General features: G+C 73.3%; 24 protein-coding genes. 16 read left to right on the forward strand and 8 right to left on the reverse strand.

The genetic code is table 11. The annotated features are described in order from the left end of the window. Window positions 1–31: 31 nt before the first annotated feature. Genes ACFY7C_RS12515 through ACFY7C_RS12525 form a run of 3 tightly spaced genes read left to right on the forward strand, consistent with a single transcriptional unit; the run spans window position 32 to window position 3,208 of the window. Window positions 32–1,357, forward strand: a complete 1,326-nt coding sequence (locus ACFY7C_RS12515; RefSeq protein WP_389647961.1) for a glycosyltransferase family 4 protein — start codon at window positions 32–34, stop codon at window positions 1,355–1,357. 46 nt (window positions 1,358–1,403) lie between these two features. After that, entirely contained in the window at window positions 1,404–2,135 is a 732-nt protein-coding gene (locus ACFY7C_RS12520) for a class I SAM-dependent methyltransferase (protein ID WP_389647964.1), read from the forward strand. Further along, window positions 2,132–3,208 carry a prenyltransferase gene (locus ACFY7C_RS12525; protein ID WP_389647967.1) on the forward strand — a complete coding sequence of 359 codons (1,077 nt, stop codon included), beginning with the start codon at window positions 2,132–2,134 and terminating at the stop codon, window positions 3,206–3,208. Before ACFY7C_RS12520 ends, ACFY7C_RS12525 begins: the two co-directional genes overlap by 4 nt. An 86-nt stretch (window positions 3,209–3,294) precedes the next feature. Here ACFY7C_RS12525 and ACFY7C_RS12530 read toward each other — a convergent pair whose 3' ends face one another. Then, a complete protein-coding gene (locus tag ACFY7C_RS12530) occupies window positions 3,295–3,588 on the reverse strand; it encodes a hypothetical protein (RefSeq protein WP_389647970.1) in 294 nt (97 codons plus the stop codon). Between the two features lie 119 nt (window positions 3,589–3,707). On the opposite strand from ACFY7C_RS12530, the gene ACFY7C_RS12535 reads away from it, so the two are divergent. Continuing rightward, window positions 3,708–4,274, forward strand: a complete 567-nt coding sequence (locus tag ACFY7C_RS12535) for a hypothetical protein (RefSeq protein ID WP_389647972.1) — start codon at window positions 3,708–3,710, stop codon at window positions 4,272–4,274. Window positions 4,275–4,350: 76 nt separating this feature from the next. After that, window positions 4,351–5,490, forward strand: coding sequence for a hypothetical protein (locus tag ACFY7C_RS12540; protein ID WP_389647975.1), 1,140 nt, complete (start codon window positions 4,351–4,353; stop codon window positions 5,488–5,490). 33 nt (window positions 5,491–5,523) lie between these two features. Here ACFY7C_RS12540 and ACFY7C_RS12545 read toward each other — a convergent pair whose 3' ends face one another. The 3 genes from ACFY7C_RS12545 to ACFY7C_RS12555 all read right to left on the reverse strand — a co-directional run bounded on the left by ACFY7C_RS12545 (window position 5,524) and on the right by ACFY7C_RS12555 (window position 8,430). Further along, window positions 5,524–6,534 carry an LLM class F420-dependent oxidoreductase gene (locus ACFY7C_RS12545; protein ID WP_389647978.1) on the reverse strand — a complete coding sequence of 337 codons (1,011 nt, stop codon included), beginning with the start codon at window positions 6,532–6,534 and terminating at the stop codon, window positions 5,524–5,526. A gap of 128 nt (window positions 6,535–6,662) precedes the next feature. Then, window positions 6,663–7,529, reverse strand: a complete 867-nt coding sequence (locus ACFY7C_RS12550; RefSeq protein ID WP_389647981.1) for a DUF5336 domain-containing protein — start codon at window positions 7,527–7,529, stop codon at window positions 6,663–6,665. Between the two features lie 103 nt (window positions 7,530–7,632). Further along, a complete protein-coding gene (locus tag ACFY7C_RS12555) occupies window positions 7,633–8,430 on the reverse strand; it encodes an N-acetylmuramoyl-L-alanine amidase (protein WP_389649473.1) in 798 nt (265 codons plus the stop codon). Window positions 8,431–8,733: 303 nt separating this feature from the next. On the opposite strand from ACFY7C_RS12555, the gene ACFY7C_RS12560 reads away from it, so the two are divergent. Both ACFY7C_RS12560 and ACFY7C_RS12565 read left to right on the forward strand, forming a co-directional pair. Continuing rightward, entirely contained in the window at window positions 8,734–10,311 is a 1,578-nt protein-coding gene (locus ACFY7C_RS12560; RefSeq protein ID WP_389647984.1) for a hypothetical protein, read from the forward strand. Window positions 10,312–10,369: 58 nt separating this feature from the next. Next, complete coding sequence (locus ACFY7C_RS12565; protein WP_389647987.1) at window positions 10,370–11,863, forward strand: membrane-associated oxidoreductase; 1,494 nt, start codon at window positions 10,370–10,372, stop codon at window positions 11,861–11,863. Here the strand turns inward: ACFY7C_RS12565 and ACFY7C_RS12570 are convergent. Both ACFY7C_RS12570 and ACFY7C_RS12575 read right to left on the reverse strand, forming a co-directional pair. Next, window positions 11,829–12,494: a class I SAM-dependent methyltransferase gene (locus tag ACFY7C_RS12570; RefSeq protein WP_389647990.1), complete on the reverse strand. Its 666-nt coding sequence runs from the start codon at window positions 12,492–12,494 to the stop codon at window positions 11,829–11,831. The genes ACFY7C_RS12565 and ACFY7C_RS12570 overlap by 35 nt on opposite strands. A 47-nt stretch (window positions 12,495–12,541) precedes the next feature. Next, window positions 12,542–12,949 carry an ATP-binding protein gene (locus tag ACFY7C_RS12575; RefSeq protein ID WP_389647993.1) on the reverse strand — a complete coding sequence of 136 codons (408 nt, stop codon included), beginning with the start codon at window positions 12,947–12,949 and terminating at the stop codon, window positions 12,542–12,544. 85 nt (window positions 12,950–13,034) lie between these two features. Here ACFY7C_RS12575 and ACFY7C_RS12580 point away from each other — a divergent pair, with 85 nt between their 5' ends. From ACFY7C_RS12580 to ACFY7C_RS12620, 9 genes are all read left to right on the forward strand, one after another. Beyond that, window positions 13,035–13,874: a helix-turn-helix domain-containing protein gene (locus ACFY7C_RS12580; RefSeq protein WP_389649476.1), complete on the forward strand. Its 840-nt coding sequence runs from the start codon at window positions 13,035–13,037 to the stop codon at window positions 13,872–13,874. Further along, window positions 13,843–14,112, forward strand: a complete 270-nt coding sequence (locus ACFY7C_RS12585) for a DUF397 domain-containing protein (RefSeq protein ID WP_389647996.1) — start codon at window positions 13,843–13,845, stop codon at window positions 14,110–14,112. The genes ACFY7C_RS12580 and ACFY7C_RS12585 overlap by 32 nt, the downstream gene beginning before the upstream one ends. Before the next feature lie 31 nt (window positions 14,113–14,143). Continuing rightward, window positions 14,144–14,491, forward strand: coding sequence for a hypothetical protein (locus ACFY7C_RS12590; protein WP_389647999.1), 348 nt, complete (start codon window positions 14,144–14,146; stop codon window positions 14,489–14,491). Further along, window positions 14,479–14,910 carry a hypothetical protein gene (locus ACFY7C_RS12595; protein WP_389648002.1) on the forward strand — a complete coding sequence of 144 codons (432 nt, stop codon included), beginning with the start codon at window positions 14,479–14,481 and terminating at the stop codon, window positions 14,908–14,910. The genes ACFY7C_RS12590 and ACFY7C_RS12595 overlap by 13 nt, the downstream gene beginning before the upstream one ends. After that, window positions 14,907–15,893: an alpha/beta hydrolase gene (locus ACFY7C_RS12600; RefSeq protein WP_389648006.1), complete on the forward strand. Its 987-nt coding sequence runs from the start codon at window positions 14,907–14,909 to the stop codon at window positions 15,891–15,893. Before ACFY7C_RS12595 ends, ACFY7C_RS12600 begins: the two co-directional genes overlap by 4 nt. Window positions 15,894–15,931: 38 nt before the next feature. Further along, complete coding sequence (locus tag ACFY7C_RS12605; protein ID WP_389649479.1) at window positions 15,932–16,411, forward strand: hypothetical protein; 480 nt, start codon at window positions 15,932–15,934, stop codon at window positions 16,409–16,411. 127 nt (window positions 16,412–16,538) lie between these two features. After that, window positions 16,539–17,138: a matrixin family metalloprotease gene (locus tag ACFY7C_RS12610; RefSeq protein ID WP_389648009.1), complete on the forward strand. Its 600-nt coding sequence runs from the start codon at window positions 16,539–16,541 to the stop codon at window positions 17,136–17,138. Between the two features lie 2 nt (window positions 17,139–17,140). Next, window positions 17,141–17,626, forward strand: coding sequence for a hypothetical protein (locus ACFY7C_RS12615; protein WP_389648012.1), 486 nt, complete (start codon window positions 17,141–17,143; stop codon window positions 17,624–17,626). A 120-nt stretch (window positions 17,627–17,746) separates the two neighbouring features. Beyond that, window positions 17,747–18,847, forward strand: coding sequence for an LUD domain-containing protein (locus tag ACFY7C_RS12620; RefSeq protein ID WP_389648015.1), 1,101 nt, complete (start codon window positions 17,747–17,749; stop codon window positions 18,845–18,847). Between the two features lie 2 nt (window positions 18,848–18,849). Here ACFY7C_RS12620 and ACFY7C_RS12625 read toward each other — a convergent pair whose 3' ends face one another. Beyond that, a complete protein-coding gene (locus ACFY7C_RS12625; RefSeq protein WP_389648018.1) occupies window positions 18,850–19,320 on the reverse strand; it encodes a DUF4259 domain-containing protein in 471 nt (156 codons plus the stop codon). 115 nt (window positions 19,321–19,435) lie between these two features. Further along, complete coding sequence (locus ACFY7C_RS12630) at window positions 19,436–20,116, reverse strand: hypothetical protein (RefSeq protein WP_389648021.1); 681 nt, start codon at window positions 20,114–20,116, stop codon at window positions 19,436–19,438. Window positions 20,117–20,407 lie beyond the last annotated feature (291 nt).

The raw sequence follows: 20,407 nt of genomic DNA on the forward strand, positions 1-20,407 counted from the left end.
CCGCGAAACGCACGCTCGAAGGGGGCAGCGAGTGACCGCTGAGGCCGTGGAAGCAGGCCCCCGAACGGGCATGACCGACGGCGGTGACCGTCCGTTGCGGATCGCTCTCCTCACGTACAAGGGGAACCCGTTCTGCGGGGGCCAGGGCGTCTACGTCCGCCATCTCTCCCGCGAGCTCGCCCGCCTCGGCCACAGCGTCGAGGTCATCGGCTCCCAGCCGTACCCGACCCTCGACGAGGGCGTGCCGCTCACCGAGATCGCCAGCCTCGACCTCTACCGCCAGCCCGACCCCTTCCGCACCCCGGGCCGCGACGAGTACCGGGACTGGATCGACGCCCTCGAGGTCGCCACCATGTGGACCGGCGGCTTCCCCGAGCCGCTCACCTTCTCCCTGCGGGCCCGCCGCATGCTCGCCGCCCGCCGCGGCGACTTCGACGTCGTCCACGACAACCAGACCCTCGGCTACGGACTCCTCGGCGGCCCCCGCGCCCTCGGCGCCCCGCTCGTCACCACGATCCACCACCCCATCACCGTCGACCGGCAGCTCGAACTCGACGCCGCCGCCGACTGGAAGCGCCGCGCCTCCGTACGCCGCTGGTACGCCTTCACCCGCATGCAGAAGCGGGTCGCCCGCCGGCTGACCGACGTCCTCACCGTCTCCGGCACCTCGCGCCAGGAGATCGTCGAGCACCTCGGCGTCCGCGCGGACCGCGTCAAGGTCGTCCACATCGGCGCCGACACCGACCTGTGGTCCCCGGGCCCGTCCGTCGCCGAGGTCCCCGGCCGGATCGTCACCACCTCCAGCGCCGACGTCCCCCTCAAGGGCCTGATCCACCTCATCGAGGCCCTCGCCAAGCTCCGCACCGAGAACCCCGACGCGCACCTCGTCGTCGTCGGCAAGCGCGCCGAGGACGGGCCGGTCGCCCAGGCCATCGAGCGGTACGGGCTCGCCGGCTCCGTCGAGTTCGTCAAGGGCGTCACCGACGTCGAGCTCGTCGACCTCTACCGCTCTGCCCAGGTCGCCTGCGTCCCCTCCCTCTACGAGGGCTTCTCGCTGCCCGCCGCCGAAGGCATGGCCACCGGCACCCCGCTGGTCGCCACCACCGGCGGCGCCATCCCCGAGGTCGCCGGACCCGACGGCGAGACCTGCCTGGCCGTCCCCCCGGGCGACGCGGGCGCCCTCGCCGCCGCGCTCGGCCGGGTCCTCGGCGACGCGGAACTGCGCTCCCGGCTCGGCGCCGCGGGCCGGGAGCGGGTGCTCGCCCGCTTCACCTGGGCCAGGGCGGCCCAGGGCACGGCCGAGCTGTACCGCGAGGCCCTCGCCCGCCACGGCCGCGTCGCGGCCCCCCGCTCCTGACACCGCGGCCACCCCCCTCCGCGCAGCCACTGAAAGGCAGACCCCCGTGCTGACCGTCGACTTCACCCGCTTCCCGCTCGCCCCTGGCGACCGCGTGCTCGACCTGGGCTGCGGAGGGGGCCGGCACGCCTTCGAGTGCTACCGGCGCGGCGCCCAGGTCGTCGCCCTCGACCAGAACGCCGAGGAGATCCGCGAGGTCGCCAAGTGGTTCGCCGCCATGAAGGAGGCGGGCGAGGCCCCGGCCGGCGCCACCGCCACCGCCATGGAGGGCGACGCGCTCAACCTGCCCTTCCCCGACGAGTCCTTCGACGTCGTCATCATCTCCGAGGTCATGGAGCACATCCCCGACGACAAGGGCGTGCTCGCCGAGATGGTCCGGGTCCTGAAGCCCGGCGGCCGGATCGCCGTCACCGTCCCGCGCTACGGCCCGGAGAAGGTCTGCTGGGCGCTCTCCGACGAGTACCACGAGGTCGAGGGCGGCCACATCCGCATCTACAAGGCCGACGAGCTGCTCGCCAAGATGCGCCAGGCCGGCCTCCGCCCGTACGGCACCCACCACGCCCACGCCCTGCACGCGCCCTACTGGTGGCTCAAGTGCGCCTTCGGCGTGGACAACGACAAGGCGCTGCCGGTCCGCGCGTACCACAAGCTGCTGGTCTGGGACATCATGAAGAAGCCCGCCCTGACCCGGGTCGCCGAGCAGCTGCTCAACCCGGTCGTCGGCAAGAGCTTCGTGGCGTACGCGACCAAGCCCCACCTCCCGAAGGCCGACGCGTGACCTCTCCCGAGCGGATCGCGGAACACCTCGTCCTGCCCGGGGTCCTGACCGCCGAGCAGGCCGCCGAGACCGTGGCCGGCATCCTCGCCGTCCAGCGCGAGGACGGCGCCATACCCTGGTTCCGCGGCCACCACCTGGACCCCTGGGACCACATCGAGGCCGCCATGGCCCTCGACACCGCCGGCGAGCACGAAGCCGCCCGGCGCGCCTACGAGTGGCTGGCCCGGCACCAGAACACCGACGGCTCCTGGTACGCCGCCTACCACGACGGCGACCCCGAGGACGTCACCGACCACGGGCGCGAGTCCAACTTCGTCGCGTACGTCGCCGTCGGCGTCTGGCACCACTACCTGTCCACCGGCGACGACGTCTTCCTCGACCGGATGTGGCCCGTCGTCTACGCCGCCGTCGAGTTCGTCCTGGCCCTCCAGCAGCCCGGCGGCCAGATCGGCTGGAAGCGCGAGCCCGACCGCACGCCCGTCACCGACGCGCTGCTCACCGGCAGTTCCTCCATCCACCAGGCGCTGCGCTGCGCCCTCGCCATCGCCGAGGAGCGCGAGGAGCCGCAGCCCGACTGGGAGCTGGCCGCCGGCGCCCTGCGCCACGCGATACGCCGCCACCCCGAGCGCTTCCTCGACAAGTCCCGCTACTCGATGGACTGGTACTACCCGGTCCTCGGCGGCGCGGTCAGCGGCCCCGAGGCCAACGCCCGGATCGACGCCCGGTGGGACGACTTCGTCGTGCCGGGGCTCGGCGTGCGCTGCGTGCTGCCCAACCCCTGGGTCACCGGCGGCGAGAGCTGCGAACTCGCCCTCACCCTGTGGGCGATGGGCGAGTCGGACCGTGCCCTGGAGATCCTCACCTCCATCGGGCACCTGCGGGCCGCGAACGGCAACTACTGGACCGGTTACGTCTTCGAGGGCGAGCGGGCCGTCTGGCCCGAGGAGCAGACCACCTGGACCGCCGGTTCGCTGCTGCTCGCGGTGGCGGCGCTCGGCGGCGAGGAGGCGACGGTCGCCGTCTTCGGCGGCGAGCGGCTGCCGCGCGGCCTGGAACCCGACTGCTGCGACTGACCGTACGGGGCCGTCCTACCCCCACAGGAGGACGGCCCCGCACGGGCGGTGACGGTCCGCCGGTCGGTGACGGCGGCCCGAAGGGATCAGTGGCGGCGCAGCAGCCGCCCCGCCACCAGGTGGCCGACGACCAGGTACACCACGGCGGCGAGGCCGTAGCCCGCGACGACCCGTGCCCATGCCTCGTCGAAGGTGAACAGGTCGTGCGACCAGCCCGCCAGCCAGCTGGCCACGCTGCGGACGAACTCCACCAGGCCGTTGGCCCGGTTCGCGTCCAGCAGGTACATCAGGATCCACAGGCCGATGATCGCGGCCATGACGTCGGCGAGGACGACGATCACCCTCGCCGCTTGCGTGGTGTTACTCCGTCCGGAAGTCATACCCCTCGGGTTGCCGCGCATCGCCCGTCGAAACCCGTTCGGGGGCGACCGGGTGGCGCGGTCCGGGGGCGGGGGAGAGGCTGACGCCACAGTCCCCGGGGGCCCAGGGAGGTCTCACCGTGCCCACCTTCGTACGAGCGCGCCGCGCCGTCGTCGCCCTCTTCCTGTCCGGCGCGCTCCTGGCCACGACCGCGGCCTGCGGCGGCGACAGCGACCAGAGCATGACCACGGACACCCGGGCCACCCCGGCGGCGACGGCCTCGGCGACCTTCGAGCAGCAGAGGCTGGCCAAGACCCGGTTCGTCGCCAACGCGGGCCTGGCGGCGGGCGCCACGTACCAGTGGATCGTCAAGCCGTACCGCGCCGGCAAGTTCAAGAAGGGCGCCGACGGCCGCACCCTCGCCCTGGTGAAGGCGGGCCTCGCGGGCGCCTTCACGTACAACCGTCTCAAGGCGGCCGTGAACAACGCCAAGGGCGACGCCCTGCTCTCCAAGGCGGTCGCGCCGCTGAGCGCCGGGATCGAGTCCCTGAAGGACCTCGGCACCAAGTTGCGCAAGGGCGAGGCCACCGACGGCGACATCGGCGCCTTCGAGAACATCATCACCGGCGTGAAGGACGCGGGGAGGAGCGCGGGCGCCGAGGTCGTCGACAAGGTCCCGAGCGCCTCCCAGCTCAGCGGCGGCTGAGCGGCGGCCACGCCGGCCTCCGCCGTAGGGGAGACAAGACGGGGACTCAGGCGGCCCGCCGTCTACGATCCATGGCGTGACGGACGGAATATGGGGGACGCTCACCGGAATGTTCCGGGGGCGCCGCGACGGGGGCGAACTCGTCCGCGACGAGGCCGGACTCGCCCGCGTGGACGCGGAGATCACCGCGTTCGGCGAGGCGCTCGCCGCGCACGGCTTCAACCCCGGCGCCCACCCCGACGACCCGGTGCTCCTCGCCGACTGGCAAGAGGCCCTGGACTTCTACGAACAGGCCAAGCGCGAGTTCGTGGGCGACCGGAACCCGAGGGACGCCGCCGACGTGTTGAGGACCCTGGACACCGGCCGTCACGCGCTGGCCCGCGTGGACGCCGTACTGGCCGGCCGGCCGCGACCGGCCCGCACGCCACCGTGCTTCTTCGACCCCCGGCACGGGCCGTCCACCGACGAGGTCGTGTGGGCGCCGCCGGAGGGTGCGCCCCGGACCGTCGCCGTGTGCGCGGCCGACGCCGTGCGCCTCGCCGAGGGCCTGCCGCCGATCGCCACCGGGCCCGCCACGCGCCCCGCCGCACGCCCACGTGTCGCCCGCCCTGCCGCCTCGGTCCCGCCCGCCGCCACGCCCTCCGGCCCTTACGCGACCTGGCCGGAGCACACCGGCGCCCGCAGCCGCTGGGAGAGCCGCGGGACCAAGGGCGTGCAGCTGCACCGCCCCGACCCCCGTCAGCCGGTGCTGCTCGTGGTGCACCTGGAGCGGGCGGCGGACTCGTGGGTCGAGGTGGAGGAGCCGGTGCGGGAACGCGGCCGGCCGTGGCAGATCCTCACCCACGCCTCGACCCTGACCCGGGCGGTCGTACCGGTGCCGGCGGACGGCGCCCCGACGGTGCGCGTCCACTTCGTCACGAGGAAGGGCTGGCGGGCGTGGCTGCACCCGCTGGAGGACGTCCCGCTCCTGGAGGGGCCGCTGAGCGGCGAGGGTTCGTACGTGGTGCGGCACCCCGGAGGCCGCTCACCCCTGCGGATCACCCAGGACGAGGGCTCGGCCTTCGCGCTGAGCGTTCTGGGCCGGGACCTCAGGACCGCGGAGACGCTGTGCCGGGGCGAGGGGGCGTTCACGGCGACCGTCACCGCGCCGAAGAAGGAGTGCCTGCTGTACGTGGAGTCGCGCGGCTCCTGGCGCGTCGAGCCGTCCTGGGGCTGAGGCGAGCCTCCTTGGGAGCGGCCCGCGCCCTGCTCAGCCGACGAGCTCCGCGAGGACGCGCAGCGTCGCGGGGTCCGGGGCGGTGACCAGGAGGTCGGTGACCGGGCCCTTGCGCCATTGCGCGAGGCGTTCGGCGATCCGTTCCCGCGGGCCGACGAGGGAGATCTCGTCGGCGAAGGCGTCCGGGACGGCGAGCACCGCCTCCTCACGGCGTCCCGCCGCGAACAGCTCCTGGATGTGCCGGGCCTCCGTCTCGTATCCCATGCGGGCCATCAGGTCGGCGTGGAAGTTGCGGGCCGCGTGCCCCATGCCGCCGATGTAGAAGCCGAGCATGGCCTTGACGGGCAGCAGCCCCTCGGTGACGTCGGCGCAGACCTGGGCGCGGACCATCGGGGCGACCAGGAAGCCGTCCGGCAGCCGGTCGGGCAGGGCGTACACCTCGGCCCAGCGGTTGGGCGACCAGTAGAGCGGCAGCCAGCCGTCGGCGATGCGCAGGGTCTGCGCGATGTTCTTGGGCCCCTCGGCGCCCAGCAGGACGGGCAGTTCGGCCCGGAGGGGGTGGGTGATCGGCTTGAGCGGCTTGCCGAGCCCGGTGCCGTCGGGACCGTCGTACGGGAGCGGGTGGTAGCGCCCGTCCAGCCTGACGGGCCCCTCGCGGCGCAGCACCTGCCGCACCACGTCCACGTACTCGCGGGTCGCGGTGAGCGGCGAGCGCGGGAAGGGCCGCCCGTACCAGCCCTCGACGACCTGCGGCCCGGACAGCCCGAGTCCGAGCGTCATCCGGCCGCCGGAGAGGTGGTCGAGGGTGAGGGCGTGCATGGCGGTGGCGGTCGGCGTGCGGGCGGCCATCTGGGCGACGGCCGTGCCGAGCCGGACGCGAGAGGTGTGGGCGGCGATCCAGGTGAGCGCGGTGAAGGCGTCGGAGCCCCAGGCCTCCGCGGTCCACACGGAGTCGTAGCCGAGCCGCTCGGCCTCGCGGGCGAGGTCGAGGTGGGCGGGGGAGGGGCCGCGGCCCCAGTAGCCGAGGGCGAGTCCGAGTCGCATGCCGTCCACCAGCCTTCCGACGCGTTCTGACACTTCGTCAGGTCCGACCGCTCGGCGGGCACTGTACGGCAACGGCCCCCCGCCCGGAAGGGATCCGGGCGAGGGGCCGTGAGCCGACTGCGGAGGTGCTAGCCGCGCTGGATGCCGGTGGTGTCCTGGAGGACACCACGGCGGCCGTCCTGCGTCTGCGCGACCAGGGCCTGGCCGCGCTGCTCGACCGCCAGGTACCAGGTTCCGGGGGCCAGTTCGGCGATCGGCGCCGAGGAGCCGTCCTCGCCGTACAGCGGGCGGGCCACCGGGACCGCGAACCAGAACGGCTGGAAGTCCGAGGCCGGCGCCTGGGCGGCCTGGGGCTGCGGCTGGGCGTCGTGCGGGGCGTGCGGCTGCGGCTGCTGCGCGGCCTGCGGCTGCGCGCCGTAGGGCTGGCCGCCGAGCGACGGGTCGGGCTGCGCGCCGTACGGCTGCGGCTGCTGCTGGGCGCCCGGGTAGCCGTAGCCACCGGGGACGCCCGGCTGACCCGGCTGGCCGGGCTGCATGCCGTAGGGCTGCGGGGTCTGCGGCCGCGGGGCGCCCAGGAGCGGGCCCTGCAGGGCCGGGATCAGCGGGCCGGCGATCGCGGCGGCGGCCAGGATCAGAGCGGCGATGAGGCCGAGGATCAGGCCCGCGCCGGCGTTGCCGGACTCGAAGACCCACATCAGCAGGGTCCAGGCCGAGGCGACGGTGAACGCCGTGCCCACCTGGCCGAGTTCCAGGCCGGCCACCTTCCGCTGCTGCGGCAGCGCGCGCGAGATGACCACGAGGGCGGCTCCGGCGATGCCCAGGAAGAAGGAGCCCCAGCCGAGCGGCGACATCTCCCAGGAGAACGGGGCTTCGTACGAGTCACAGAGGTTGCCCGGGGCGTCACAGCCGGCGATGCCGAGGAACGAGGCGATGAACAGCACCACCGCTGCACCGATCAGCACGCCATCGCCTCGGGTGAGGGAGCGGATATTCACGTAAGGAGTCCTTCGTCGGGTCGTCTCGTCGGGGTGGCGCGAAGCACGGGGGCGGCCCCATCGTACGGAGCGAATCTATCGTTCGCCCGAACGCTCCTCGGTCCTACCCCTCCAGGTAGGCCCCGATGCCGTCCGCGATCCCCTGTGCCGCCTTCTGGCGCCACGCGGGGTCGGTCAGGAGCGCGGCGTCCTTCGGATCACGCATATTGCCGCATTCGAGGAAGACCTTGGGCACGGTTGAGAGATTGAGTCCACCGAGATCGTCGCGGACGTCCAACCCCGTACCGCCACCGAGGTAGTTGGCGGGCCGTGAACCGGTCGCGCGGGCGAACGCGTCGGCCAGTTTCCCGCCGAGGGTACGGGACGGCTCCACGATCTTCGCGGTGTCGGCGCCGCCGCCGCGCACCCGTGCGGGCAGGATCACATGGAAGCCCCGGTTCCCGACCGCCGAGCCGTCCGCGTGGACGGAGACGACGGCATCGGCCCCGGCGGTGTTGCCGATCCGGGCGCGTTCGTCGATGCAGGGCCCGTAGGGGCGGTCGGCGTCGTGGACGAGGACCACCTTCGCGCCCCGCTTCTCGAGGAGATCGCGAAGACGGTGCGAGACGTCGAGGGTGAAGGCGGCCTCGGTGTATCCGGCGTTCGTGGAGGTCCCGGTGGTGTCGCACTCCTTGCGGTTCGTACCGATGTCGACCTTTTTGTTGATTTCCTTCGTATGGCGGAAATTGCCCGGGTTGTGACCGGGGTCGACGACGACCGTCCGCCCGGCGAGCGGGAGCGAGGGCCGTGCGGCGCTCGCGGTCGTGGCGGCCGTGGCCGTGGGCTTCGCGTCGGCGGTACGGGACGACTGCGGGGCCTTTGCCGCGCAGGCGGTCAGTGCCAGCGGCAGGGTGAACGGCAGGGCGAGGGCGAGGAGCTTCCGGTGGTCGTACGGCACCCCGCGACTGTAGGGGGTCCGGGCGCGGAATGCCCGCAGCGGGCCGCGTGTGTGAGGAGTCCGTGAAGGGTAAGTGGGGAGAACCATCGCAACGACCACAGAGGGGGACCTGTGGCGGGGGAAGAACCGAACGACGCGCGCCCGCAGCCGGCGCCGTGGGAATGGACCGGGCGGACCGCGGGGCGGGAGGGGCCCGGGCAGGGGCCGGGGGAGGGGCCCCGAGGGGCCGTGCCGCCCCCGCCTCCGGCCCCACCCGCACATCCGCCCGTGTACGACGCGGGGTGGTCGACCGAGCCCCAGCCGGGGCCCGGGCCGCAGCCCGCGTACGCACCGGCACCCGAGCCCGCGCTCCCGCCCCAGCCCTGGCCCAACGCCGTGGCCGCCGGGCTCCTGAACCTCTCCGGGCTCGGCCTCGGCCACGTGCTGCTCAAGCAGTGGATCGGCGCCGTCGTGTGCTGGGCGGCCACCGCCGCCCTGCTCCTGACCGCCCTGCCCGCCGAGCCCGAGGGCGTCCCGACCGGTGTCCTCGCCGCCTACGGCGCCTTCCTGCTCCTCGCGTGCGCGGACGCCGCCCGGCGCGGCCGGCGCGTCCCGCTGCCCTCCTGGGCCTCCGCCCGCCGCGCCCTCGTCGTCCCGGTCGCGCTGCTCCTGCTCGCCGTGCCCGTGGGCGGCGCGTTCGCGTACGGCGCGGCCCGCGACGAGGCCAGGGAGCAGCGGCTCCTGGACCTCCTCGCCTCCGCCGACAAGCTCGTCAAGGACTCCCAGGGGCAGAGCTTCACCAGCGTCGAGTCGACCTACCGCACCGCCCTCACCGCCTACCAGCAGCTCGGCACCGAGCACGCCGGCTCCCGGGCCGGCAAGCTCGTCCCGGACCGCCTCCAGGCCTACTACAAGGCGGTCTCCGCGCCGTACGACAAGAAGGACCACTGCCAGGCCGTCCCCGCCCTCACGCACCTGCGCGCCCTGCCCGAGACCGTCGACCGGGCGCTCCTCGGCAACCTCGTCGGCAAGGCCGACGAGCCGCTGGCCGAGTCCTGGTTCGAGTGCGGTACGCGAACGGCCGGCGAGGCGGGCCAGGAAGCCACGGCGGGCGAGCACCTCAACGCCCTGTTCGACACCTTCCCGCAGTCGCCCTACGCCCAGAAGGTCGAGCCGGCGCTCCGCGAGTCCCTGCGCACCCGCGACAAGTCCATGGGGATCGCGCCCTGCGACACCGCCACCGAGCTGCGCCGCTTCGACACCACCGTCGACCTGCTGCCCCGCGCGACCTTCGCGGCGCTCGGCAAGGACACCGACCGGGCCATCCAGCGCGGCGACTTCGCGTGCGGCCTCGACCACTTCAAGAAGAAGGAGTTCGACCAGGCGGCCTCGGCGATGAACGACTACGTCAAGGCCTACCCCTCCAGCCCGCAGACCGCCCAGGCCCGGAACGTCGCCATCGCCGCCGAGATCGCCGAGGAGGAACCCGCCGCCGGAGCCAGGGTCCCCTCCGGTGCCGGTCCGGACGGCTCAGGCCAGGTCATGGTCGTCAGCAACGACGGCCCCGGCGAGGTCGAACTCCTCTACACGGGCCCGGTGACCGGCCGGATCACCCTCCCCGCCTGCGCGAACTGCAAGACCTATCCGGCCATCCTGCCGGTGGGCGGCAAGAACAAGCCGTGCTCCGGCTCGTCGTCCGCCTACCCGAAGCGCACCCTGATGCTGCCCCCGGGCACGTACCACTTCCTCCAGAAGCGGGACGGCACGGGCACGTCGACGGACGTCCGGAAGGCCAGCAAGGACAAGATCGAGTCGGGCTACAGCTACACGAACTGCCTGTACGTGACCTCGCTGCTGTCCTCCTGAACGGCGGGCCGGAAAGGGAGTTGACAGGTCCGCGGCGGTGGCGCCAGAGTCCCGGCAGGTGGACACGAATGATCTTTCACCCGCCGAGCTGAGGGTGTGGCACGCCTTCCCCAAGGGCGCCGCCGTCGACTTCCGCACGGCCGAGGACGAGGACGCCGCGGACGGCGCCGGCTGGGGCCCGGAGCGGACCGTCCGCGCCGAGGTGCTGCGAGCCCTGCTCCTGGGCGGCCCGCTGGAGGACGGGGAGATAGCCGCGCTCCGGCTGAGCGGCGCCCGCATCACCGGCGCGCTCGACCTGTCGTACGGAGTCATCGACCACGCTTTACGCCTGAGCGACTGCCACTTCGAGCAGGCACCTGTGCTGTACGCAGCCCGGCTCCGCACGCTCAAACTCGACGGTTCCGTCCTGCCGGGCCTGGCCGCCGCCACCGTCCAGGTCGAGGGCATGGTGTACCTGAGCGGCTGCCGCTTCCACGGCCTCGTCCGGCTCGGCGGCGCACGGATCGACGGCGCGCTGTTCATGGACGGCTGCCGGATCACCCCGGATCCGGAGTACACCGAGAAGTGGCCCGCGCTCCGCCTGGGCCACGCCACCATCGGCGACAACCTCTGGGCACCCGACATGCGGGTCGACGGCGAAGTGCGGCTCAGCGGCGCCTCGGTCGCCGGATCGATCACCCTCGACCGCGCCCGGCTCACCCGCCCCGGCCACGTCGCCCTCGACGCCCAGACCGTCACCGTCGGCGCCGACTTCCACATGCGGTCCGCGCACGTCCAGGGCTGGATCGGACTGCGCGGCGCCCGCGTCCCCGGCCGGCTCGACCTGTCGTACGCCGAGCTGTCCAGCCCCGGCGACATGGCGCTGCGCGCCTCCAGCGCCGTCGTCGGCGAACTCTGGCTCCGCAAGAGCCCGCCCATGGAGGGCACCCTCAACCTGCGCCGGGCCCAGATCGACGTCCTGTTCCTCGAACCGGACGTGCTGCCCGACGAGGTGCTGCTCAACGGCCTCGTCTACGCCACCCTCACCCCGCACGAGCCGGCCGAGCGCCGCCTGCCCATGCTGGACCGGGACGGCGAGGGCTATCTCACCCACGGCTACGAGCAGCTGACCGCCGCCTACCTCCGCACCGGTGACGACGAGGCCGCCCGCGCCGTCCAGCTCGCCAAACTCCGCCGCCACCGCCGCACCCTGCCCTGGCCCGGCCGCGTCTGGGGCCACCTCCAGGAGGTCACGGTCGGCTACGGCTTCCGCCCGCTGCTCGCCTGCGTCTGGCTGCTGTCCCTGCTCGCCGTCGGCTCGGTCGTCTACGGACTGCACCACCCGCGCCCGCTGAAGGCGGACGAGGCCCCGGAGTTCGACCCGGTGTTCTTCACCCTCGACCTGCTGCTGCCGGTGATCTCCTTCGGCCAGGAGGGGGCCTTCGCCCCCGAGGGCTGGTACCAGACCCTGTCCTACGCCCTCGTCGTCGCCGGCTGGATCCTCGCCACCACGGTCTTCGCCGGCGTGACCCGCACCATCAGCCGCGGCGCAGGACCCGGAGGGAGTCCGTGACCGAGATCTCCTCGAAGTCGCCCGACTCCAGCGCCCGCAGATAGACGCGGTACGGGGCCTGCCCGCCGTCCTCCGGGTTCGGGAAGACGTCGTGGATGACCAGCAGGCCCCCGGGGGCGACCTTGGGGGCCCAGCCCTCGTAGTCGGCGGTCGCGTGCTCGTCGGTGTGCCCGCCGTCGACGAACACGAAGCCCAGCGCACCCGACCAGACCCGCGCCACCTGCGGGGAGCGGCCGACGACCGCGATGGCGTGGTCCTCCAGGCCGGCCTTCCGCAGCGTCCGGCGGAAGGTCGGCAGCGTGTCCATGACGCCGACCTCCGGGTCGACGACGGTCGGGTCGTGGTACTCCCACCCCGGCTGCTGCTCCTCGCTGCCCCGGTGGTGGTCCACGGTCACCGCGACCGTCCCCGCCTGCCGCGCCACGTCCGCCAGCAGGATCGTCGAGCGCCCGCAGTACGTGCCGACCTCCAGGAGCGGCAGCCCCAGCTTCGCCGCCTCGGCGGCCGCCTCGTACAGCGCGAGCCCTTCCTTGACCGGCATGAAGCCCTTCGCCGCCTCGAAGGCGGCGAGGATCTCGGGACCGGGCTCGGGGGTGATCGCGGGGGCGGACTCGGAGGCGGGGGCGGACATGTCGGGCTCCTACTGGCGGGTACGCGGTCGTGGGCGCCCATCGTGCCCTATGCGTCGCACTCGAACCACACCGTCTTCCCGTCGGCCGTCTCCTCGCACCCCCACCGGTCCGTCACGGCCTCCACTAGCGCCAGTCCCCTCCCGCCCTCGGCGAGCGGCTCCGGCACCTTCGCGGCGAGCGCCCCCGGCACCCCGTCCGCCACCTCCACCCGCAGCCCGTGCGGCTCGCGCAGGATCAGCACGGTGCACCGCCGGCCCGGGACATGCCGGACGACGTTCGCGACGAGCTCGGTGAGCGCGAGCGCGGAGGCGTCGTACGCATGGTCGAGCGCCCAACGGGAGAGGAACATGCGGAGGATGCGACGCATGTGACCGGCGGAGTGCTCACCCACGGTGAAGCCCATCCGGTAGATCGTGCCAAGTTCTGCCGGGTAGAGGTCAGTTGCCTGATTCATGCCTCCAGATTGGAGCGCTCCCGTTACGCTCGGCTACTGCACGGAACCAACGCGTGAAAGTGTGACTTTGGGGGTGGCCCTCTCGGTGGTCAACATCCGCAGCCTCGACCCCAGTGCCTCGCCGCTGGACTACTACGGTTACGAATTACGCCGGTTGAGGGAGGAGGCGGGGCTCAAGCAGGACCAGTTGGGCTCGATCCTCTTCTGTACGGGCTCGCTTGTCGGCCAGATCGAGACGGCGAAGAAGGTCCCCACGAGACCGTTCTCGGAGCGGCTGGACGCGGCGCTGATGACGGACGGGCACTTCTCGCGGCTGGTGGGGCTGGTGCTGAAGAGCCAGCTGCCGACGTGGTTCCAGCCGTACGCGGAGATGGAGGCGAAGGCGACCTACATCTCGACGTACCAGTCGCAACTCGTCTACGGCCTGCTCCAGACGAAGGAGTACGCCTACGCGCTGCTGAGCTTCGACAAGCCGGACACGGCTGACGAGATGGTGGCAGCTCGGATGGAGCGCCAGCGCATCCTGGAGCGCGAGCACCCACCCGTGCTGTGCGTGGTCCTGGACGAGGCGGTGCTGTACCGGGAGATCGGCGGTCCCGACGTGATGCGAGAGCAACTCGCACACCTGTTGACCTTCCGCGATCACCCGTGGATCCACGTCCAGGTGCTGCCATTCTCGGCAGGCCAACATGCCGGGTTGTTGGGATCGTTCAATCTTCTGCGCTTCGAAGACGACCCGGACATCCTCTACACGGAGAGCTACGACTCGGGGCACATGACCGCCAATTCGCAAGTGATCAGGGAACGGGCCGTCGGCTACGCTCGGCTGCAGGCCGCGGCTCTCTCCCGGGAGGACTCGGCGGCGCTGATCGCACGCGTGATGGAGGAGCGGTATGGACACCAACCAGGGCCTGAGGTGGCGTAAGTCCTCCTACAGCGGCCCTAACGGCGGCGACTGCGTCGAGTGCGCACCGGTCGGCACCGCCGCTTGGCGTAAGTCCTCGTACAGCAGCGACACCGGCGGGCAGTGCGTCGAGGTCGCCGACCTCGCCGCTCACGTCGCCGTACGCGACTCCAAGAACCCCACCGGCCCCCACTTCCTCGCCTCCCCGGCGGCCTTCACGGCGTTCGTGACGGCCGCTGCCGAAGGGCAGTTGCGCTGACGTGAGCGGCGGCGGGGGATGGTGGGTCCTGGTGGAGTGCACCGAATGGGCCGGAGACCGGTGGAAGCTGGCCCGTACGGTTCCGGTGGACGGCGGCAGGGAAGCGGCCGTCGAGCAGGCGGCCGAGCTCGCTCGCCGGTGTGACCTGCGGGGCAACGACGCACGGGAGCCCCAGGCGTACGGCCGGCGGGTGTTCCGGACGTCGGAGACGAGCTGGCTCGTGGAGGTCAGCCACTCGGCCTGGAACGACGTCTACAAGCGAGTCCACACGGACACACAGCACGTCCGCATCTCCGTCGCTGAACTGGAGCACGAGGACGAGACCCCGCCCGGCGAGGCGCCCGCCAAGAAGGGCGTCCTCCGGTCATGGCGCTCCTAGGGATGCTGGTCCTCGCCGTGGTGCTGTCGGCGTGGGCGGGGATCGCGGTCGCCGAGTGGGTGCGGCGGCGCAGGGGTGACGGGCCGCGCCCGACGCGTACGGCGCCGTCGCCCGCCAAGTGGGCCGCGTGGGTCGCGGGGTTCGCCCTGCTCGCGGGCGGGGTGGTCCACGCGCACGCGCTGCTGCGGTACATGCCGTTCCTCTTCGCCGAGGACACGTGCTGGTTCACGGTGGGGCGGAAGGTCTATCCGGACTCCTCGGACGCGCTGCCCGTCAGTCTGGTGTGCGACGGCATGGAGGCGGTTCCGTCATGGATCAATCCGACCCTGCTCGGCCTCGCGGTCACGACGGTCGTGGCGACGGCGGTGGCCGTGGTCCTCGCGCGGCGGGCGTGGCTCGCGCGGCGGGCGGCCGGGTGAGCGGGCCGACGCCGTTCGATCCGGAGGTCGGCGCGGTGGTCGACGCCGTGGACGGCAAGTGGCGGGAGCCGATCACGCCGGAGAACCTGGCCGCCCGGCGGGAGCGGGACGCGGCGAGCCGGCCGAGGCCGACCGTCGAGGAGCTGAGCGCGGGCGGCGCGTACGCGGTGGAGGAACTGCGGGTGCCGGGGCCGCCCGGCGGGCCGGACGTGACGCTGGTGAGCGCGCGGCCGGCCGGGCTCGACGGGCCGTTGCCGCTGCTCTATTACATGCACGGCGGCGCGATGACGATGGGCAACGCCCGCTCCGTCCTGCCGACCGTGCTGCGGGAGTGGGCCCGGCCGCTGGGGTTCGCGGTGCTGTCCGTGGAGTACCGGCTGGCGCCCGAGGCGCGCTACCCGGAGCCGTTGGAGGACTGTTACGCGGGCCTTGCCTGGGCGGCCGGGCACGCGGCCGAACTGGGCGTGGACCCCGGCCGTATCGTCATCGGCGGCAAGAGCGCGGGCGGCGGGCTCGCCGCGGCCCTGGCGCTGCTCGCACGGGACCGCGGGGGACCGGGCGTGCTGGGGCAGTTGCTGCTGTCGCCGATGCTGGACGACGGGTGCGACACCTTCTCCGCCCGGCAGATGTCGGGCGTCGACGTGTCGGACCTCGTCTCGTACGAGACGGCGTGGCAGGCGTACCACGGCGAGCTGCGCCGTTCGCCGGACCTGCCGCCGTACGCGGCCCCGGCCCGCGCCACGGATCTGGCCGGGCTGCCTCCGGCGTACGTGGAGGTCGGGTCGGCGGAGATGTTCCGCGACGAGGGCGTGGCGTACGCGAACGGCATCTGGCGGGCGGGCGGCCAGGCCGAACTGCACGTGTGGGCCGGTGCCTGCCACGGCTTCGACGGCCTCGCCCGCCACGCCGCCGTCACCCAGGACGCCCGCGACGCCCGGACCCGCTGGCTCCGCCGCCTCCTCACGCAGGCGCGCGGCGGCTAGCGGTCCGGTGGTGGTGCACACTCTCCGCCGTGGAGATCATGGAGGGTGAGCTGCGGCGTCTTCGGTCCGGACCGACGGCCGAGGACGACCGGCAGCAGCCGTTTCTCGTACGGGTCCGGTTCACCGCCAAGGACCCCGACCGGGTCGTCGCCGACGCCCGTACGGTGCTGACGCGGGTGGTCGAGCGGACGGGCGACTGGCCCCCGTTCGAGCGGTGGCCGCGGCTGCTGCCGGAGTGCTTCGTCCAGCGGTGCGCGCCCGAGCCCGGGGAGCCCGAGCCCGAGCCGCCGGTCGTCGGCGCGGGGCCGTGGATGCTGTCGGACTGGCTGCACTGCTTCGACCCGACGGAGGAAGGGGCCGGTGAGGATCGCAGCTGGTGGTGGTGGGACGCGGGAACCGATGAGTCGGGAGACGGCGGCTGGGTTCAGGTGGCCACCGACGGCTGGCCGTTCGGCAGTGGTTCGCTGTCCTGGATGATCAAGGCCTGCGGCGGCACGGATCTCGCCTACGGCCCCTGAGCGCGGGCGTGAACGGCGCGCGGGGGAGGTGAGGGGGCGCGCGGGGGCCTGGGGCGGTGGCGGGCACTCGCCGCGAGCGGCGCGAACCCGGCGGGGCGTGGTGACGGAACGCTATCGTCCGGTGACTATGAGGACGAACACCTTGGGGTGGGCGGTCGCCTCGGCGGCCGTCGTACTGCTGGCGGTCCCGACCCCGGCCCCCGCGCGGGCGGCCCCCGCCGCCGCCAGGCCGCACCAGTGCGAGGGAGGCCAGTCCGACTCGCGAGGCCGCTCCTCCGTGGACGGCACCGAGCTCGCCTGGGACGACGCCTCACGCTTCGACGACGCGCGCAGGCACGCCGTCAAGGTCTGGACGGCGGGCACGCTCAAGCAGGTGACGATCAAGGCCGACGGGGCGACGAGCTACGCCGATCTGGAGTGGCGGGACGCCGACAACTCCACCGGCCAGTGGAAGAACGTCTACGGGCGGTGGGACCCGAACACCGGAACCGACCACCTCTGGCTGAACAGGGCCTACCTGGACCCCGGGAAGTCGCTGGGCAGGGACGAGCACCGCAGACGGGTCGCCGCCCACGAGCTGGGCCACGCGCTCGGCTTCTGCCACAAGGACTACGGGACCGGGACGTACCCCTCGGTGATGTGGGCGGAGTACGGCCACATCGAGGGCAAGCGGATCAACGGGCCGACCTCCGACGACGTCAAGGCGTATCACGCACTGTGGGGATGAACATGAGCAGCAAGTCGCTCGCCCTGGCCGTGGGGGCCGTGACCGCCGGAGCGCTGGCCGTGGGCGGCTGGCTCGGCTACCAGCACAGGGAGCGGCAGGTCGCCTCGGGGGAGGTCCTGCGCGGCTACGACGCGCACGCGCCCGCGAGCACCGCCCCGCACACCGAGAACATCTTCACCGGGCGCGTGACCGCCTTCGAGGGCCAACGCGACATCGAGGGCTGGACGCAGGACGTCTACCGGGTCGAGGTCGCCTCCGTCCTGCGGGGCAACCTGCGCGGGACGGTCCGCGTCACCTACGGCCTCGACGAGGGCACTGCCGAGCGACTGGCGGACGGCACCACCTACCTCTTCGCCACCCACGCCTGGGCGGACCCCGCGAAGGACGGCCACGCACAGCTCTACCAGGGCCCGATGAAGCCCGTCGACACGGCGCAACTGACCGCCTGGAAGGAGGCGGCCACGCTCCCCGTGGCACCGGACCGGTGACGTGGCCGGGGATGCGGCGATCTTCCCTTCACCGGCCTGCCGCCTCACATTTCGCGGCCCCGCGGTGTCGTAACGGTTGTCGGCCCGTACGGGCGACGACAGGACGGAGAGGGGACTTCGATGAACGATTTCCAGGCCACCGCGGACCGCGTCGAGATCGAGGCACTGCGCGGCGAGTTCACCGACGCGGTGATGATGCGCGACCGGCCCCGCCTGGCGTCGCTGTTCACGCCGGACGGCGTCCTGCGCATGCCCGACATCCCCGTCGAACAGATCGGCCGCGAGGAGATCCTCGCCGGGGGCGAGCGACTGCAGAGCCAGTGGGACTTCTTCGTGCAGAACACGCACCCGGGCACGATCCTCCTCGACGGCGACACCGCGACCGGCCGCGCCTACGTCCAGGAACTCGCGCGCACCCTCGACGGGCGCGAGGGCCTGAACTACGCCGTCTACCACGACCGTTACCAGCGCACCGACGAGGGCTGGAAGTTCGCCGAGCGGGTGTACGAGGTCAGGTACCTCGACACCTCGCCGCTGGCGGGCACGGCGCCCCGCACGGCGCGGGACTCCGGGACCGACCAGGTAGACGCCGCGGCCGCCCCGGCCCCGGCCGCGTCCTTCACCGAACCGGCATCGGCCGGACGCCTGAAGCGGGTGGCCGCCGCGCTGCGCGCCAACGGCTTCGCCGCCGAGATCCTCGACGACGCCGCGGCGGCGCGCGCCCGCGTCGAGGAACTCATACCCGAGGGCGCCACCGTGCTCACCGGAGCCAGCGAGACCCTCCGGCTGTCCGGCATCGACGAGGACATCAACGCCGGTGGCCGCTACGAGGCCATCAGGCCGCGCATCCTGGGCATCGACCGCGCCACCGGCGCCGACGAGATCCGCCGGCTGGTCGCCTGCCCCGACGTCGTCGTCAACAGCGTCGCCGCGGTCACCGAGACCGGCTCGCTCGTCCTCGCCTCGGGCAGCGGCAGCCAGCTCCCCGCCAACGCGGGCGGCGCCGCCCACGCGGTCTGGGTCGTCGGCGCGCAGAAGGTGGTGCCCGACCTGAGCACGGCGCTGCGCCGCGTCGAGGAACACGCCCTCCCGCTGGAGACCGTCCGCGCCCAGGCCGTCTACGGGATGCCCAGCGCCGTCAACCGCCTGCTCATCCTCAACGCGGAACCCCGCCCCGGGCGCGGCACCGTGCTACTCCTGCGCGAGGCCATCGGCTACTGACCTCACGGCCCCGTAACCCCTACCGGGGCCCCGGCACCGGCCCCGGCACCCCCGGCGTCCGTGCCCGCACCGCCCGCCAGCACCGCCCGCAGGCGCTCCACACCCGCCTGCCACGGGCCCGCCTCGCCGCCCTCGGACCACAGCTCCAGGAGCTCGGAATCCTTGCCGAGCACCCGGTCGAGGGCGGCTATGGCCGCCGGGCGCAGGGACGGCGGCAGGGCGGGGAGGGGCTCGTCCGGGCCGTACGCGGTCGTGACCGGCTCCCCGCCCGGGCACTGCGCGGCCACCAGCGCCGCCGCGGCGACCGCCTCCGCCCCCAGGTCGGCGTCGAGGTAGTCGGCGCCGGTCTCCGTCACCGCGCGGAACGCGGCAAGGAGCACCTCAGCCCGCCGCTCCGCCGGGGCCTCGTCGACCGTGTACGAGAAGTCGGCGGCCGTGTCGTTGTCGAAGGGGCCGATGTCCCAGGTGCCCATGGCGTGCTCGCTCTCTCTGCTCCGTACCGTCCGCTGCTCACGGTCTCCGCTCCGCATCGTGACAGGCCCCACTGACAACGCCGGTGGCGAACCCGGCGTGCGGGCGGCGGTGGGGTCAGGCCTTGGTGGGCCAGTGCGGGTCGTCCCAGCGGGCTGGGCCGGTCAGGCCCATGAGGCGTATGACGTGGAGGAGTTCCTCGTGGCCGTCCCGGGTGCGAAGCCGCGCGGGGGCGTGACGGACCAGCCAGGCGGCGAGCTCGGTGCGGAGGGCTACCGCGTCGCGGTCCCACGGTTCCCAGGGCAGTTCGTCCCGCAGCAGGTCGAACTGCCAGTGCGCGAGGGCCGACGCCAGGTGCCGGTCGGCCGCGTCCTCGTCCAGCGACTCCCAGACGGCGAGCCACGGGCCGAGCGTGCCGGAGGCTTCGCAGCACAGGACGAGGAGCTCGTGCACGGGCACGCCGGGGTCGGGGGTGACGAGGCTCCACGCCCACCAGGCGTCGAGGAACTCTCCCACCGCCGCGGCCTGCTCCACCGGCCACCGCCGCCACCCACCGCGGGCCAGCGAGCGCCCCGCCTCGTCCAGGCCGCGCACGGACTCACCGCCGTCGACCAGCGCCCTGGCCCACTGGGGCAGCACGCGGCGCAGCACCGCGCCGTGGTCGCCCCAGTCGGGCGCACTCCACGTGCGCCGCAGGAGCCCCGGGCTGAGCACGACGTCCGGCACCTTCAGCCGCGCGAGCTCCTGCGCGCTGCCCCAGTGGCACGCGCACTGCGTCTCGTCCTCGCGTGCGGTCATCCCGCGAAAGGTGACGCCCACACCCTCCAGAGCACGGTCGAGCCGGACCCGCGCGGCGGCGGATGCGGGTGTGGGCGCGGGCGCGGGTGTGGGCGCGGCACCTTCGTCGAGGTTCGTCATGGCGGATACGGCCTTCAGGGGACTCCAGCCGGCTCCCGCCGACCGAAGGCCCCTACTTTACCGGCGCCCGGGGACGCCGTCCCCGGGCGCCGGCCACGGCCGTCGGGTGGCTCTTCCGCCGCGCGGATTCCCTCCGCATCTGACCTTCCGTCAGATTGAAACGTGTTCTAG

The organism is Streptomyces sp. NPDC012769, assembly GCF_042901205.1.
Taxonomy (GTDB): Bacteria; Actinomycetota; Actinomycetes; order Streptomycetales; family Streptomycetaceae; genus Streptomyces.

Coding starts and splice junctions, on each gene's coding strand:
- ACFY7C_RS12595 (WP_389648002.1), top strand. CDS start 14,479: ATGGCGCTCCTAGGGATGCTGGTCCTCGCCGTGGTGCTGTCGGCGTGG.
- ACFY7C_RS12530 (WP_389647970.1), bottom strand. CDS start 3,588: ATGACTTCCGGACGGAGTAACACCACGCAAGCGGCGAGGGTGATCGTC.
- ACFY7C_RS12575 (WP_389647993.1), bottom strand. CDS start 12,949: ATGAATCAGGCAACTGACCTCTACCCGGCAGAACTTGGCACGATCTAC.
- ACFY7C_RS12585 (WP_389647996.1), top strand. CDS start 13,843: ATGGACACCAACCAGGGCCTGAGGTGGCGTAAGTCCTCCTACAGCGGC.
- ACFY7C_RS12615 (WP_389648012.1), top strand. CDS start 17,141: ATGAGCAGCAAGTCGCTCGCCCTGGCCGTGGGGGCCGTGACCGCCGGA.
- ACFY7C_RS12605 (WP_389649479.1), top strand. CDS start 15,932: ATGGAGGGTGAGCTGCGGCGTCTTCGGTCCGGACCGACGGCCGAGGAC.
- ACFY7C_RS12570 (WP_389647990.1), bottom strand. CDS start 12,494: ATGTCCGCCCCCGCCTCCGAGTCCGCCCCCGCGATCACCCCCGAGCCC.
- ACFY7C_RS12610 (WP_389648009.1), top strand. CDS start 16,539: ATGAGGACGAACACCTTGGGGTGGGCGGTCGCCTCGGCGGCCGTCGTA.
- ACFY7C_RS12625 (WP_389648018.1), bottom strand. CDS start 19,320: ATGGGCACCTGGGACATCGGCCCCTTCGACAACGACACGGCCGCCGAC.
- ACFY7C_RS12630 (WP_389648021.1), bottom strand. CDS start 20,116: ATGACCGCACGCGAGGACGAGACGCAGTGCGCGTGCCACTGGGGCAGC.
- ACFY7C_RS12620 (WP_389648015.1), top strand. CDS start 17,747: ATGAACGATTTCCAGGCCACCGCGGACCGCGTCGAGATCGAGGCACTG.
- ACFY7C_RS12545 (WP_389647978.1), bottom strand. CDS start 6,534: ATGCGACTCGGACTCGCCCTCGGCTACTGGGGCCGCGGCCCCTCCCCC.